This window comes from Clostridium sp. HGF2, assembly GCF_964240115.1.
Lineage (GTDB): Bacteria > Bacillota_I > Bacilli_A > Erysipelotrichales > Erysipelotrichaceae > Clostridium_AQ > Clostridium_AQ innocuum.
Window position 1 is genome coordinate 144,348 of record NZ_CAXSSO010000004.1, and the last position, 14,249, is coordinate 158,596.

Annotated in this window: 13 protein-coding genes; 5 read left to right on the forward strand and 8 right to left on the reverse strand. The window is 43.4% G+C overall.

Annotated elements, in window-relative coordinates; all coding sequences use genetic code 11:
* Positions 1–534: 534 nt before the first annotated feature.
* Positions 535–1,920 carry an ATP-binding protein gene (locus tag ACESPQ_RS08930; RefSeq protein ID WP_109770650.1) on the reverse strand — a complete coding sequence of 462 codons (1,386 nt, stop codon included), beginning with the start codon at positions 1,918–1,920 and terminating at the stop codon, positions 535–537.
* Positions 1,921–2,616: 696 nt separating this feature from the next.
* Here ACESPQ_RS08930 and ACESPQ_RS08935 point away from each other — a divergent pair.
* Complete coding sequence (locus tag ACESPQ_RS08935; protein ID WP_009270968.1) at positions 2,617–3,297, forward strand: peptidoglycan-binding domain-containing protein; 681 nt, start codon at positions 2,617–2,619, stop codon at positions 3,295–3,297.
* Between the two features lie 638 nt (positions 3,298–3,935).
* Here ACESPQ_RS08935 and ACESPQ_RS08940 read toward each other — a convergent pair.
* The 4 genes from ACESPQ_RS08940 to ACESPQ_RS08955 all read right to left on the reverse strand — a co-directional run bounded on the left by ACESPQ_RS08940 (position 3,936) and on the right by ACESPQ_RS08955 (position 6,982).
* The gene (locus ACESPQ_RS08940) at positions 3,936–4,070 is read right to left on the reverse strand and encodes a hypothetical protein (RefSeq protein WP_002610642.1); all 135 of its coding nucleotides are present in this window, start codon (positions 4,068–4,070) and stop codon (positions 3,936–3,938) included.
* 64 nt (positions 4,071–4,134) lie between these two features.
* Positions 4,135–4,929 carry a MerR family transcriptional regulator gene (locus tag ACESPQ_RS08945; RefSeq protein ID WP_002610639.1) on the reverse strand — a complete coding sequence of 265 codons (795 nt, stop codon included), beginning with the start codon at positions 4,927–4,929 and terminating at the stop codon, positions 4,135–4,137.
* A 74-nt stretch (positions 4,930–5,003) separates the two neighbouring features.
* The gene (murB, locus tag ACESPQ_RS08950) at positions 5,004–5,927 is read right to left on the reverse strand and encodes a UDP-N-acetylmuramate dehydrogenase (RefSeq protein WP_373144276.1); all 924 of its coding nucleotides are present in this window, start codon (positions 5,925–5,927) and stop codon (positions 5,004–5,006) included.
* A gap of 104 nt (positions 5,928–6,031) precedes the next feature.
* Entirely contained in the window at positions 6,032–6,982 is a 951-nt protein-coding gene (locus ACESPQ_RS08955) for a 2-hydroxyacid dehydrogenase (protein ID WP_002610635.1), read from the reverse strand.
* Between the two features lie 141 nt (positions 6,983–7,123).
* Here ACESPQ_RS08955 and ACESPQ_RS08960 point away from each other — a divergent pair, with 141 nt between their 5' ends.
* Entirely contained in the window at positions 7,124–8,179 is a 1,056-nt protein-coding gene (locus ACESPQ_RS08960) for a lysylphosphatidylglycerol synthase transmembrane domain-containing protein (RefSeq protein ID WP_065531630.1), read from the forward strand.
* 360 nt (positions 8,180–8,539) lie between these two features.
* Here the strand turns inward: ACESPQ_RS08960 and ACESPQ_RS08965 are convergent, their stop codons facing one another.
* Positions 8,540–9,814 (reverse strand): serine dehydratase subunit alpha family protein, encoded by a 1,275-nt coding sequence (locus ACESPQ_RS08965; RefSeq protein WP_002610631.1) that lies wholly within the window; start codon positions 9,812–9,814, stop codon positions 8,540–8,542.
* A 122-nt stretch (positions 9,815–9,936) separates the two neighbouring features.
* Between ACESPQ_RS08965 and ACESPQ_RS08970 the strand changes: the two genes are divergently transcribed.
* The gene (locus ACESPQ_RS08970) at positions 9,937–10,809 is read left to right on the forward strand and encodes a LysR family transcriptional regulator (RefSeq protein WP_002610629.1); all 873 of its coding nucleotides are present in this window, start codon (positions 9,937–9,939) and stop codon (positions 10,807–10,809) included.
* Between the two features lie 115 nt (positions 10,810–10,924).
* On the opposite strand, the gene ACESPQ_RS08975 is transcribed toward ACESPQ_RS08970, so the two are convergent.
* Positions 10,925–11,896 carry a phosphotransacetylase gene (locus ACESPQ_RS08975; protein ID WP_008728817.1) on the reverse strand — a complete coding sequence of 324 codons (972 nt, stop codon included), beginning with the start codon at positions 11,894–11,896 and terminating at the stop codon, positions 10,925–10,927.
* A gap of 182 nt (positions 11,897–12,078) precedes the next feature.
* On the opposite strand from ACESPQ_RS08975, the gene ACESPQ_RS08980 reads away from it, so the two are divergent.
* The gene (locus ACESPQ_RS08980) at positions 12,079–12,429 is read left to right on the forward strand and encodes a DsrE family protein (protein ID WP_008728816.1); all 351 of its coding nucleotides are present in this window, start codon (positions 12,079–12,081) and stop codon (positions 12,427–12,429) included.
* 80 nt (positions 12,430–12,509) lie between these two features.
* Complete coding sequence (locus ACESPQ_RS08985; protein WP_002610624.1) at positions 12,510–13,184, forward strand: phosphatase PAP2 family protein; 675 nt, start codon at positions 12,510–12,512, stop codon at positions 13,182–13,184.
* A gap of 70 nt (positions 13,185–13,254) precedes the next feature.
* Here ACESPQ_RS08985 and ACESPQ_RS08990 read toward each other — a convergent pair whose 3' ends face one another.
* The gene (locus tag ACESPQ_RS08990) at positions 13,255–14,142 is read right to left on the reverse strand and encodes a fructose bisphosphate aldolase (RefSeq protein WP_002610622.1); all 888 of its coding nucleotides are present in this window, start codon (positions 14,140–14,142) and stop codon (positions 13,255–13,257) included.
* Between the last annotated feature and the right edge of the window lie 107 nt (positions 14,143–14,249).

A 14,249-nucleotide genomic window follows, 5' to 3' on the forward strand; every position in this document is an offset into this window, starting at 1 on the left:
GCATTCTGTTTAGGATTATACATTTTGAATATTAATGACAGTATACTATTTTGCCAGTGCATTTTAAAACAGCGCATTCTCCTGATCCGTGTCCTTATTCACCGTTATTGTATCCACTTCACACGATATGTGTCTTAAGACCAGAGTATCCTTAGAAGCAATTATATCTGTTACTTCCGATCTTCTTCTGTTTTATAATAGTGGAAAGCCATGTTTGCTTCCGGCTTATTTATGATATCAAGTCTACATAATCGAATTTAATAAAGTAATCCATATTTTAATTATTTTTCTTTCCCTTCCAAAAGCTTGTTCATGTAACTATCGTGTTTCAATTTGCTCCGCCATCATGTTTGTTTCATCTAACTTTAAACATATACAGAATGTTTCTCATCACTGATATTTTCAATTTTGGCGTATTTATCTCTTAAATCAGGATTTAATTTAATATTAGTCATATATTGTCAAAAAACGATTGATGAATAACATAATTAACCCTTAACACATTTTTTTTAATTTAAGAAAACTATATACAGATTACTCAAATAAATCATCAATCGTTAACAGAATTGCACAATCTATTTCTGCTTGTCGTTTTACTGGTTCCGTATATCCGGATTTACTTACAAAATATAAATATATTTCTTTGATATTTGGAAATGCTTTTGTAGCATTTACGAGATCGGTATATTCTTCAAGAGGCATAGGACTAGATGTGAATTTACACTCCATAAAGATTGCTTTTTTTCCACTTCGATCAATTGCTAAAACATCAACATCATCTTGTGCTTTGATACTTGGATTATTCCCCCACCATTTTCCTATAGAAAATGGAATAAAAGGAAGTTTTCTTTGCTTTGCCTGATGAATTAAATATTCTTTACATACACCTTCAAACACATCACCCATAAGGTTTGAAATATCATTCATAATTTCTTCAGCAGCGTCTTTTGCGCCTAACATTGCATAATAAGCGTTGTTTGTAAATTCATAGCGAAACCAAAATCTTAAGAAGTTATCTTTTATTACATAAATTGATTTTTTAGATTTATCGTTTTCGCCACATGGAACTCTTTTTTCAATCAGGTGTAATGTTTGAAGCGTTGTTAAATACTTAGAAACTTTTGTTTGACTCTCGTATATATAATCTGCAATTTCGATGATTCTGTTTCTTCCATTCGCGATTGCAGAAAGTATGGAATTATAGGTGTTTGTTTCTCGTAAATCTGCTTTCAATAAATTTTCAGGTTCTTCATATAAATAGGAACCATTTCGAATAATTTTAGATGCTATATTTTCTCCAATGGATTTATCAGCATCAAATGCTTCTAAATATCTTGGAATACCACCTAAAACACCATAAGCAATCAACTTATCTTCATTGCTATAGTTAGGAAAGAAATTACTGCTTTCTAAATAATCGAATGGTATTATTTCAAGGGTTGCCGTTTGCCGATCATGTAATGGACTTTTTCTTCCCATGATTTCATTCTCCATGACATTAACTGAAGAACCACAAAGAACTAAAAAGATATTTTTATTCTTCCAGCTATGATCAATGGCATGTTGTAGAAGTGATTTAACAGAAGGGTTTTCTTCAATGATATATGGAAATTCATCAATAATAAGTGCAGTTCGATTCTGTATTTTATTACCAATATACACAAAAGCATCTTCCCAGCTTTTAAATGATGAAATAAATTGCTGATCAAAATAAAGTTGTATTGTTTTTGAGAAATCTTCTAAATTTAATGCATCATTTTTTTCACGTGCAGGAAAAAAGATTGCATTTGTATGTTTTGAAAATTCTTGAAGCAATGTTGTCTTACCAACTCTTCTTCGACCATACATGACTAAAAACTCAAACTTTTCACTTTCGTATAATTCATTCAAATAGTTTAATTCAGCTACTCTTCCTAGCATAGTATCCCTCCTGTTTCGTTTATACACTCATAAACATTATACTCTAAAGTATATAAATATTCAAACGCTATAAACTCTCTTTTTACATAGGACTTCCCTCTTTCCGCATGGTTGTCACCTGTAAGTGCCACTGCGCCCTGATTATTTAAGCCTGTCTACTTGTTCCACCCCTTACGCACGTACCCTCACGAGTTCGTTGGGCTTCCTTTGCGTTTGGCTGCACCCTTAACGCCATAAGTCTTTCACTCATGTAAAGTAGTTATCATCTCCTGATTTTTGAACAGTTCTTCCTATTAGATACGTATTCAATTTGCATCAGAATTACGAAATCTGTATGTGTAACTGCCTGTCACAAGAAAAGCTATATTCGCTACCGAAATACAGCTCGTTCCAATTTTCACTGCATCCTGTTTAGGATTATATATTTTGGATATCAATGACAGTATACTATTTTACCAGTGCATTTCAAAACAGCGCATTCTCCTGATCCGTGTCCTTACTCACCGTTATTGTGTCCACTTCACACGATATGTGTCTTATAGACCAGAGTCTCCTTGGAAGCAGTTATTATATCTGTTACTTCCGATCTTCTTCTGTTTTATAAAAGAGGAAAGCCATGTTTGCTTCCAGCTTATTTATAAATACCCATCCACGTTTGTCTGTTTATCATAGGATGTATGGAAAGGAGGCAGATATATGGCAAAGGTTATCGTATATAATGTATATACGCAGGCATTGGAAACCTTCTATCTGGAGGAAAATGATCCAATGCCGTATGCATACGATCGAACAATGCTGGTGAGAGAATTCAGAGGATCATCGCGATCCAGTGTTCTATGGACAACAAATGCGGCAATGGAAGCATGGAATGCAACACGAAGAACCTATGGAGCCCCCATACCTTTTCGATATGCATTTAAACGAATCTGGGAAGGCGGACATGGGAAGCAGTCACAGCATTATGCAGGTGTTTCCTTCGATGTGGGACAGGCATTGACGCAGGCAGAGCGTAACAGAATCTGGAATACTGCGAACAATCTTGGTGTCTGGGTTTATGTGGAGCCTATTTACATGACACCGACCTGGGTACACTTCGACAAACGGTATGGCACACCGGCCTGCAGTGCCGGATTCCCTGTTTTACGCAGTGGCAGCCGTGGTGTTTACGTTTTGATTCTACAGGATGCATTAAATGCATTAGGCTACAGTACACAGACCCTTGATGGGGTATTCGGAGGAAATACACGGAATGCATTAGTTGCATATCAGCGTGATAACGGACTCAGTGCAGATGGTGTAGTCGGATGTGGAACCTGGACAAGGATCGTTAATGAGGTAGTAGGAATCGGAAGGACTCCAACGGTTATCGATCCGTAGAAAAAAAAGCGTGGGTATGAGTTTACTCACGCTTGTACATAAGAAGTTTTATTTTCTATGATGGAGAATCCATACAATTTCCATAAAAAAGAAAAAGGATGAAATAACTTCAGACCTGAAGTCTTTGTTCTCTATTTCTTGGAAACTGTAGTCAAAAGGTGGTGTTTACATGGTTCACTCCATTACAGATTAAAGGATAGAATTAAAAAAATGAAAAGCAGAAAATTCCATATTATCTGGATCACTGCCTGTAATACTGCCATGAATGACTCTGATGTAAATTCACTTGTGATTCGTGGGCATAAATTAGATTCAGCCGATATTTTTTCGATTGCAAAAGATGTATATGAGCAACCTGGAAAAAGTAGATGTATATGAAGGCAATGAAATCACTAGAAAAACACCATTATTTTTTTCTTTTATGAAAAAAGGAATTAGATTGGAATGAATTTTTCCTTATGCTGATCCCTTTTATTTCAATCAAACAGCTGTCTGACTGCAAATCTGTAAACTAACAGGAATTGCATACATCAAGGCTTCCACCGGTACTCTATTCACTGACATCGAACTGCCATAATATAAAAAGATTTCAGAACACATCCTCTGAAACCTTTTTCTTACAAACATGATGGCCGATGTCATTTTTTAGGACTACATGTCCCTCTGCTACTCACATGAACCTGAATACCGTTTTTGAGCGGTGCTATAAAAAAACCGGTAATAACACCAAGCAGAAACGCATTCAGTAGATACGACTTCTGACGCTGTTCCATGAAAGCTCCTCCTGTAATCCCCTACAGAATAGCACGAAACATATACAAACGCAAGTCTGATTCCCTATATCCTTATGTATGGAATCGCCAACAGCTCCATCACCACCGGTTCCTGTTCCTTTGAAAACGTGCGGTACACCTGACGGCTGTAAACCTCACCGCTTCGCTTCAGATTATGCTCCCTGAAAAATGAGCGAACGGTTTCCGTTATTCCAGCATCCGTCTTTAAATTGTCAAATGTGCATAAAACAGCATGTGCAGCACTGCGTAAGTGAAAATATGGATTCTCACAATACTGTGCATATTCCGCACAATCCTTATAAATTCCAAACCCCTTCTCACTTCTCCAGACACCATTCTCTTCATAATAATGAACGCTTTGGAAAAAAAGATCCGCATGATTGGAAAAATTGTGAAATCCCTTTGGCTGCTCCTGTGCAAAGGAGGACTGAATGCAATGCTGTGTTGATATGAAATACATATCCGGGCGCATTCCGTAAATGCACCTTCCCTTTGATTGCTCTGCAGTCTGTAGGATATCCAGACAGTTCATCAAATTGCTTGTTTTCATCTGCAGAATTCTCAGCCGCTCCTGCGTTGATTGCAGAGTTTCCGATATCACCTGCTCATAGGAATGCAAAGAACCATTCAGAAACTGCTCCCGTATCAGCTGCAAACTGATTCCCATCTGTGATAAACGTTGTATGTACAGCAGCTGGCTCAGCTGCTCCTCGGTAAAGTATCGGTAATTGGTCTGCGGATCCTTTTCCGGTTTGATGAGTCCCATGCGCTCATAATGTCGTATTGCCTCCGTAGTAACACCCATAACCTTTGCAATATCACCGATTTTATAAATCATAGCATTCACCCCCAGCTATTGTAATCCTCTTTCCAATTTCTGTATAGTAAAATAATCGATTTTAGCTGCTGTAGTCACGATCTGTGCTCATTTTTCAGAAACCGGATTTCACACTCCAGCTCATAGCCGCTATGCTCTTTGACCTCCTGCTGAACTCTGTGAATCAGCTCCAGAAAATCCTGACTGCTGGCAGCCCCGCGATTGATAAGGAAGCCGGCATGCTTTGTGGATACCTGTGCATCATGCACCTCTGTCCCCATCAATCCAGCATCCCGTATCAAAGCAGAAGCATAATTTCCCTGTGGCCGTTTAAATGTGGAGCCTGCACTATAGGCATCCAGCGGCTGCTTTTCTCTTCGCCGCCGCATCAGCTCCTCCATTTGTGCCACGATTGCCTCCTGTCTTCCAGGAATTAGTGCATACACAGCTTCCAGTACGATACCTCCATGCTTTGAAAAACGACTATGCCGGTAGGACAGCTCCAGCTGTGCTGCACAGCTTGTATGAAGACTCCCGTTTTCATCCAGCCAAACCACTTCAAGCAAAACATCCTTTGTTTCTCCGCCATACGCTCCTGCATTCATGTAAACGGCCCCTCCGACACTTCCCGGAATTCCACAGGCAAACTCCAGACCGCTCAGAGAATGCGCTGCACAAAATGCACTTACCGCCTTGATGGCTGCCCCGCTTTGTGCACGCACACGATTTTCCTTCTCCAGTCGGATGCTGTTAAAATTCGTTGCCAGGACGATGACCATTCCCTGAAAGCCTTCATCCATTGCCAGAACATTGCTGCCGTTACCAAGCAGAAACCATTCTATGCGATGCTGTTTGCATACTGCCAGACATTGCTGAATCTGTGTAATACTGGATGGCTCCGCCAGAATCTGTGCCTCCCCGCCGATATGCAGTGTCGTATATTGCTTTAATTCAATATGTCTTCTTGCCGCAATCCCTTCATCCTGAAGGAACTGGTATGCCTTTTCAAATATATCCACATATATCATCCTCTCCCCTCTATTATATGTGGAATCTGATAATGTTAAATAGAAATGCCCGTAAAATTCATTCTCATTCCAAAAGAACCACGCCATGCAGGCATTCAGACAACCCGATTGATAACAGTTCCTTCCATATACGCTTCGATATTTGCGGACACCAGCTGTAAAAGACGCTGTCTGGTTTCCAGACCACGCCATCCCATATGCGGTGTAATAATGACATTCGGCATTGTGTACAGTGGATTATCCTCACGCATCGGCTCCTCTTCCTGCACATCCAGTGCCGCTTTGGCAATCTGCTTGTTCTGCAAGGCCGCAATCAGCGCCTGTTCATCAATCAGGGCTCCACGGGCCGTATTGATAATAGCGGCGGAAGGCTTCATCATCGACAGATGCACTTCGTCGATCAGATGTCTGGTTTCAGAGGTAAGCGGACAATGCAGAGAAACATAATCACTTTCCTTTAAAAGCTCTGGCAGGGAAACAAAGCGTACTCCCTCCACATGCTCGCGCGGTGTTCTCGTATACACCAGAATTTTCATATCCAGGACTTTAGCAATACGAATCACCTCCTGTCCGATACTGCCGTAACCGATAACTCCCAGCGTCTTATCATTGACCTCGGTATGCTCCACCAGCATATGGTCTGTGAAATTTCGGTAATCTTTATGTTCCAGCATTTGCAGCTGCTCGCGCATGGAGCTGCTAAGGCTTAAAAGCAGCATAATCGCCGTATGTGCCACACGCTTTGTGGAATAAGCGGGCGTATTGCACACAATGATTCCCTTTTTGCGGCAGGTCTCCAGATCGATATTGTTATAGCCGGTCCCTGCTTCACAGATTAAGCGCACACTGTCCGGAAACTGCTCAATCAGCGCTTTGGAAAGCTCAAGCTCCTTACTGACTACAATTTCACAATCCTGAACACGCTGTAGAATCTCCTGTGGATCACTATCCTCATAAGCAACAACATCTCCCTTTATGCAGCTGATATCAAGCCTATGATCATAATTGATTCGTGCGATATTTAACATACAGATACGATGCTTCATATTTCCCTCCTTGTTATAGCAGCACATTCCGTAAGCTGTTCCTATAACCTTTTCCTTATACGATAATATTTTATCATGTTTTTCAGGAAATCTGTCCCTTTTCACAAAATTGTAGTATCCTTATGCATGTGAGGTAATCTTATGAAGAAATGGATAAAGCAAACAATAAAATATATACTGCTGGCGATGTTTGTTGCCGGCATGCTCTACTTCAATATCAAGGACCATGCTGCGGAAATCTTCGATACGCTGCAGCATTTGCAGCTACGCTATACGCTTGGACTGATACTGCTCAGTGCTTCTGTTTATGTGATAGGAGGAATCGGAATCTGCGTGCTGTGCAGGAAGGTCAATCCTGCTTATCAAATGAAAAGCGGGATATCCAATGCAATGATTTCCCTTTTCCTGATGAATGTCAGTGCCTCCGCTGTAGCAAAGGCGGCGCAGATGCTGTTATTTAAGGTCAGGAACATATCATGGGAGCAGGGCTGCAGTATTCTCGTCATGGATCAGATTCTGTATCAGATATCCTATATGGCGCTCAGTGCATGTGCTGTTTTCATCAGCTGTGATTTTCTGATCCCTTTATTTCCAAAGGAAAGCATCCTGGCGCTCTCCGGCTTTGCAATCAGTATTTTCCCCATCCTTATTGTCGCGCTGCTGTTTCTGTGGCCGGGTGTTTTCGCAGGACTGAGCAAAGGTATCGGCTATCTGATTGACAAACTGCAGCTGCCATTTGACAAGCTGTCCATCCAGCATGCGCTGCAGCGCTTCGCAGATTCTCTGCAGACAGCAAACGGTCTGTATAAAAAGGATTACCGAGTGATGCTAAGGGTTCATCTACTGAACACAGTAAAGCTGAGTATACGGCATTCTCTGCCGCTTCTCATCGCATTCTTTCTGCAAATTGATCTCCGTCTGCAGGATATCCCACTCTTTTTTTCAGCATCCTTTTTTGTAGATCTGATATTATCTGCTCTTCCGGTATATGGCAAGCACGGCGTAGCAGAAACAACCTTTACCCTTATATTTACTCCTCTCGCCGGTGCAGCTCAGGCTGCCAGCATCATGCTGGTATGGCGGGCAATCACCTTCTATACCAATACCGTGCTTGGTGGTATCTGCATGATCCTGTCTCCGGATATCAGCCGCAGCAGTCTGAAGGAAATCAAGCAGAATTCCAAGATGTCAACTTAGCAGGAAGCGTTATAGCTCATGCTGAAACAAATTCAGCAGCTTACAGAAAATGAAGTCACCCATATGTTCGTGATGCTTTGCATTGCCATATCTATGTATATAGCAAATGCATTATCCTATCCGCATGAAAAAGCACGGCTGCATATTTCTAAATGCAGGCAAAAAATCTCGAAGCTGTGCATTTCCTGATGAGTTCCCATTTGTATAAGCTTAAAAACCTGAAGAAAGCAGGCTGTTAGACAAAAACTGAATGCCGTATACAATCCGTCATGAATCCTGCATCCTAAAAAGCTGTCTGAATCACACGTTTGTCCGTGTATGAATCAGACAGCTTTTCTGCAGCTTGCCTCTTTTCAGCCGTTAGTTTTGTATCATCAGCTTTATGATCTCATCATCCGTTTCCTTCATGCCATCTCTTGCCAGCTGACCGACACCCATGATGGTTTCCTCAATATCGCGGCAAACAATACCCTCTCCGCGATAGAACTGCTTTCCCTTTTGATACATCATACAGCCCATGATGCCGGCATCAACCGCCGTTGCTATTTTTGCGGCACAGGACGGCTTTGCACCGTCACAAATCATACCTGACGTTATTGCGAGTGCATTGACAATGGCATGGCAGATATGATCATAATCTCCGCCCAGCAGATATGCAATCCCTGCACCTGCGCCTGCACCTGCACTGACTGCACCACAATAAGCGGATAGCCGACCGATATATTTTTTCTGATACAGTGTGGAGAGATTGGATATGAGCAAGGCCCGGTACAGCTGTTCTTCACTGGATTGGAGCTCCCTTGCATAGGCGATTACCGGAAGAGAGCAGGTCATTCCCTGATTTCCGCTTCCGCTGTTGATAATAACCGGCAGCTCACAGCCGCTCATTCTGGCATCACTTCCCGCCGCAGCCAGAGCACGGGCACGTATCTGTACACTGTCACCATAGGTAGAGAGCAGCACGGAACCGATATTGGCACCATAGGAATGGGCTAACCCCTCTTCCGCTATGGCGGTATTGCATTGAATCTGTCGATCCAGTATCTCCTTTACATCCGCAAGATCCGCTATTTCTGCAAACTCATAGATACCCTGCATCGAAAACTGCATGGCATCCAGCTGCTCCTGTGTATCCTTGCGTGCCTCTTTGTCCAGCACACACCTTCCATCCTCTTCAATACGTACGATATTGGAATGCTCATTCTGGATACATACCAGTACAGTATGCTGCTCTCCGGTAACTCTGACACCGACCTGCAGGGCACAGCTGCACTGCTCATGATGTACATACACTGCTGTCTTTTCAAGAAAAGCTTCCATTTGCGCGATCTGCTCCGTACGGACATGAGAAATAACCTCCAGTCCGAGGGTTGGATCACCGGCGATAATACCAATAGCTGCCGCACTTTGGATTCCCTTGCGTCCTCCGGTATTCGGCACCGTAACGCTTTTTACATTTTTGATGATATTGCCACTGGCATAAATATCCACCTGTTTTATATCTTCCTTCAGGCGTGCAGCTGCCTGTGCTGCCGCATAGGCAATCGCAATCGGCTCTGTACATCCCATCGCCGGAACGAGCTCTTTTTTCAGCAGGGTCACATATCCTCTGTACTGTGCATCCTGTTTTTTCATAAAATTTCTCCCTTTTCGCATTTTGCGTTGACTTCTCTTTAAATGTATTATATCATCACCATATATTTATGAAAATTTTATATATTTTATAAGATGATTAAATTATCTTTATGGGAGGATTTATGGAATTACGTACACTACGAACATTTCAGCGGGTAGCTCAGCTGAAGAGCTTCTCAAAGGCTGCGGCTGCACTGGGCTATACACAGGCTGCGGTCACCATTCAAATTCAGCAGCTGGAGAAAGAGCTGCACACCCGTCTGTTTGACCGTTTCGGCAAGACGATTTCGCTTACGCAGCAGGGAACTATATTTTATGACTATGCCTGCCGCATCCTCGATGAAAGTGAAAAAGCCAAGCTTGCACTGCAGGAAGCACAGGAGCTGGAGGGACATCTGCGCATCGGCATGACGGAATCCCTGTGTGCATCCTCCTTTCCAAAACTGCTGCATGCCTTTCATACAACGTATCCGCATATCTCCATCAGCGTGGAAACCTCATCACCGGAAATTTTACTGGATATGATGAATCATAATGAGCTGGATATCGTCTATTTCATCGACCGCCGCCAGTATCATCCCGACTGGATCCGCGTCGTTGATGAACCGGAGGAAATCGTGTTTGTCTGCCATCCCTCTCATGCGCTAACAAAACGGAAATCACTGATTCTCAAGGACTTATTACAGGAGGAGCTGATTCTGACGGAAAGTGCAGCCAGCTATCGTTATGAGCTGGATCAGTATGCCCTGTCCATTAAACAGCAGGTGCATCCATACCTGGAAATAGGGAATACAGAATTCATCATACGGGAGCTGTTGAGTGAATGTGAGATTTCCTTTCTTCCCGCCTTCTGTGTGCAGCCCTATGTAGATCAGGGACGTCTGTCCATCCTGCGGCCGCGAGATTTTCAGCTGCGTGTATACCGCCAGATTGTTTATCATAAAAGCAAATGGCTCACACCGCATATGAATGCCTTTTTATCCTTTGCTTCCTAGTGGATCTAAATTTTTAGCGTTCTGAGAGGTCCCTCTGCACCTGTGTCTAGCCTCTCCTGACGCTAATGCACAAGACATTTTAAAAGCATAAAAAGACAGCATCTGCCATCTTTTTTCAGGATCGATTCTCAACTGCCTGCACACCGGTAATGATACCGATGGAATAGATCGTATCCACGCTTGCCCTGCGCGTCAAGATATTGACCGGTTTACGCAAGCCCTGTAAAATCGGGCCAAACATGGTAAAGCCACCCAGCTCGACAGCAATCTTATAGCCGATATTTCCGGCATCGATATTCGGGAATATCAGTGTATTCATCTCCCCGGCGATGGCTGAATGCGGAGCCTTTACCTTTGCGACGATTGGAGAGATTGCCGCATCCACCTGAATCTCCCCGTCAACAGCAAAATCCAGCGGCATCCGTTTCAGATGCTCCGCTACGACGCGCACCTTATCCACACTTGCTCCGCTTCCCGACCCAAACGAGGAATACGATAAAATACCAACCTTCGGTTCAATACCAAACTGCCGTGCTGTTCTGGCACACTGGAGGGTAATCTCCACCAGCTCCTGAACCGATGGATCCACATTCAGTGTACAGTCCCCCATAATGTAATGGATGTTATCCCGCTCCAGCAGAACACAGCTGGAAACGGTTCGCTCATTCTCGGCAGTCCGAATGAGCTGTAAAGCGGGACGCATGGTTTCCGCTGTTGTTGCGATAACACCGCCAACCAGACCGTCAATATAGCCAAGCTCCAGATACATTGTTGAAAAATAATTGATATCCTTTAGTTTATCCTCACATGCTTCCCTGGTCCAGTCACCACGGCGAATCATCAGCATGCGTGACACCATTTCCGCCTTATTCGCAAAGCTTTCCATATCTGCGATTTCCACACCGCTGATATCAGCGCCAAGCTCCTTCGCATGCCGGAGAATTTCCTTTTTATGACCAATCAGCACCGGCAGTATAAAGCCGTTTTCCACATGCCGTATCGCTGCACGGATCACGTCGGGATTCGCTCCCTCCGCAAATCCGATTCTGGGATGCTTACCCAACAGATGATGCTCCAGATTTTTCATATGCCAATCACACTCACCTTTCTTTACAGCTATTCTACCACCTGTGATAACGCTTTCAAATAAAAACTTTATGAATTTTTTCACAACATTTGGAGAACACGGCAGATTTCCTGCTTGCAAGTATATGCCAGGTATCGTACAATGAGCATAAAGACAAGGAGCCAAGAGAAGGAGGTGCTGATATGAACGTGATATTTCACATCGACGAAGAAAAACGCTGGCCGCTTGTACAGAGAAATGTAACCCATATGCTTGCCTATTGCGAACAGCTGCAGCAGGATTTCCATATTGAAATCGTCGTTAATGGAAGAGCCGTCCGGCAGCTGAAGGAGGAGGCCGCAGAGCAGCTGGAATACAAAGCAGTTTTCTGTAATTTTATAAAACGCGGTGTCATCATAGCCGCCTGCCGCAATGCCATGAAGGGGCAGAGGATGGAGGAGCAGGAGCTTTTAAACGGTGTGACAACGGTTGCAAGCGGTGTTGTGGAGCTTGCCGTTAAGCAGCAGGCGGGATATTCCTACATCAAACCGTAATCCGGCGAAGGTCGGATTTTTTATTTGAAATAAATGGAAATCCATACTATAATAAATACCACCTGGAAAGGAGGATGCACATGCTGAAAAAAACGGCAGCCTGGATCAGGGAGCATCCCTATGCGCTGTGCCTTCTTTATTTTATCCCCTATCTGATTTACTTTGAGCTTTTGGAGGCCTTTGCGGTTCCCAAATTTATCATACACTGTCCGCTGGATGACTGGATCCCTTTTCATGAAGGCTTTGTTATACCTTATTTTGCCTGGTTCCCCATGCTTGCAGTCTCTCTTGGTTATTTTCTGTTCCACTCGCGAAGGGATTTTCTGGATCTGTGCTTTATTATGTTCACCGGTATGACAATCTGTCTGCTGATCTATACCGTACTGCCCAACGGTCTACAGCTGCGTCCTGCTGTTGTACGTGACAATCTGCTTGCCCGTATTGCCGGTATGCTGTATGCCATTGATACACCGACGAACGTCTGTCCGTCCATTCATGTTTCCAGTACCGTGGCGATTATGATCATTGTTATGCGCTATCAAAAGTTTTCTCATGCGGCACTGGTCAAAGGCTTTACCCTGTTTTGCGGAATCGCAGTATGTCTTTCAACCGTTGTACTGAAACAGCATTCCGTCATTGATGTCGTTCTCGGAGGGCTTCTCACACTTATCTTATATAAGGTATGTATGCAAACAGACTGGATGAAATATCTGCGCAAACTCCCATATAGGAAGCTTCTATCTCGTAAGTCTTAGGCTTTAAAGCATGCAAAAAGATGCAGACCTTCTGCATCTTTTTATAGGCTCCATGCATACATGCTATCTCTCAGGTAATGCTGGCATCATAAATAGACTGTATGGAGCTTTTCAGTAAGGCTTCAAATTCATCATCACTCTGGGTTACGCAAAGTCCCTGTGATAATGCACGGGAGAAGCTCGCAATCAGTCCCGGATTTCTTGCAAGCCTTACATTCGCTTCATCTCTTGTATACCCTCCGGATAATGCGACTATGCGCAGAACATGCGGATCATTCATCAGCTCTGTGTAGAAACCGTCAACACTTGGAATGGTCAGCTTGAACATAATGATTTCATCTGCCGTCAGCTTCGCCAGATGCTTTTTGATTTCCGCCTTCAGCAATACCTCACAATCCGCCTTGTCCGATGCTGTAATATCTACCTCAGGCTCAAGAATCGGCACCAATCCTGCCGCACAGATACGTTTACCGATAGCGAACTGCTGCTCGACGATAGCGCGGATACCATCCGTATTGCTTTCCCTGATAACAGAGCGCATCTTCGTTCCAAAGATATGGCGCTGTTTTGCACGCTCGAGCAGCTCCTCCAGCTGTGGAATTTCCTTCATCAGCTGAACGCCGTTTTCCAATGGGGCAAGCCCCTTGTCCACCTTCAGAATCGGAAGAATTCCCTTTTGATTCCACAGATAGTCAGCAGTGTACTCGTTGTTCACCTTCCGTTCCATGGTGTTTTCAAACAGAATGGCTGCAAGTATATGCTCGCTTGTAAAGGAAGGGCATGTCATTATTCTGGTTCTCATCTCATGAACCAGATCAAACATCTCTTCATCGCTATGATATGCATCCTCTGCAATACCATACAGTCGAAGTGCTTTCGGTGTACTGCCGCCGCTTTGATCAAGCGCCGCAATAAAACCTTTGCCTGTGTGCATGCGAATACGTTTTGGATCACTCATGATGATACCTCCTTCCATCTATTGTCATCATACCATTTTATGATGCAAAAAAACAGTGCTATTGAGTATTTCAACATATCGGTATGCAGCATAGTCACAGCAGCATC

Coding starts and splice junctions, on each gene's coding strand:
- ACESPQ_RS08930 (WP_109770650.1), bottom strand. CDS start 1,920: ATGCTAGGAAGAGTAGCTGAATTAAACTATTTGAATGAATTATACGAA.
- ACESPQ_RS08990 (WP_002610622.1), bottom strand. CDS start 14,142: ATGAGTGATCCAAAACGTATTCGCATGCACACAGGCAAAGGTTTTATT.
- ACESPQ_RS08985 (WP_002610624.1), top strand. CDS start 12,510: ATGCTGAAAAAAACGGCAGCCTGGATCAGGGAGCATCCCTATGCGCTG.
- ACESPQ_RS08970 (WP_002610629.1), top strand. CDS start 9,937: ATGGAATTACGTACACTACGAACATTTCAGCGGGTAGCTCAGCTGAAG.
- ACESPQ_RS08935 (WP_009270968.1), top strand. CDS start 2,617: ATGGCAAAGGTTATCGTATATAATGTATATACGCAGGCATTGGAAACC.
- ACESPQ_RS08965 (WP_002610631.1), bottom strand. CDS start 9,814: ATGAAAAAACAGGATGCACAGTACAGAGGATATGTGACCCTGCTGAAA.
- ACESPQ_RS08960 (WP_065531630.1), top strand. CDS start 7,124: ATGAAGAAATGGATAAAGCAAACAATAAAATATATACTGCTGGCGATG.
- ACESPQ_RS08945 (WP_002610639.1), bottom strand. CDS start 4,929: ATGATTTATAAAATCGGTGATATTGCAAAGGTTATGGGTGTTACTACG.
- ACESPQ_RS08975 (WP_008728817.1), bottom strand. CDS start 11,896: ATGAAAAATCTGGAGCATCATCTGTTGGGTAAGCATCCCAGAATCGGA.
- ACESPQ_RS08940 (WP_002610642.1), bottom strand. CDS start 4,070: ATGGAACAGCGTCAGAAGTCGTATCTACTGAATGCGTTTCTGCTTGGT.
- ACESPQ_RS08980 (WP_008728816.1), top strand. CDS start 12,079: ATGAACGTGATATTTCACATCGACGAAGAAAAACGCTGGCCGCTTGTA.
- ACESPQ_RS08955 (WP_002610635.1), bottom strand. CDS start 6,982: ATGAAGCATCGTATCTGTATGTTAAATATCGCACGAATCAATTATGAT.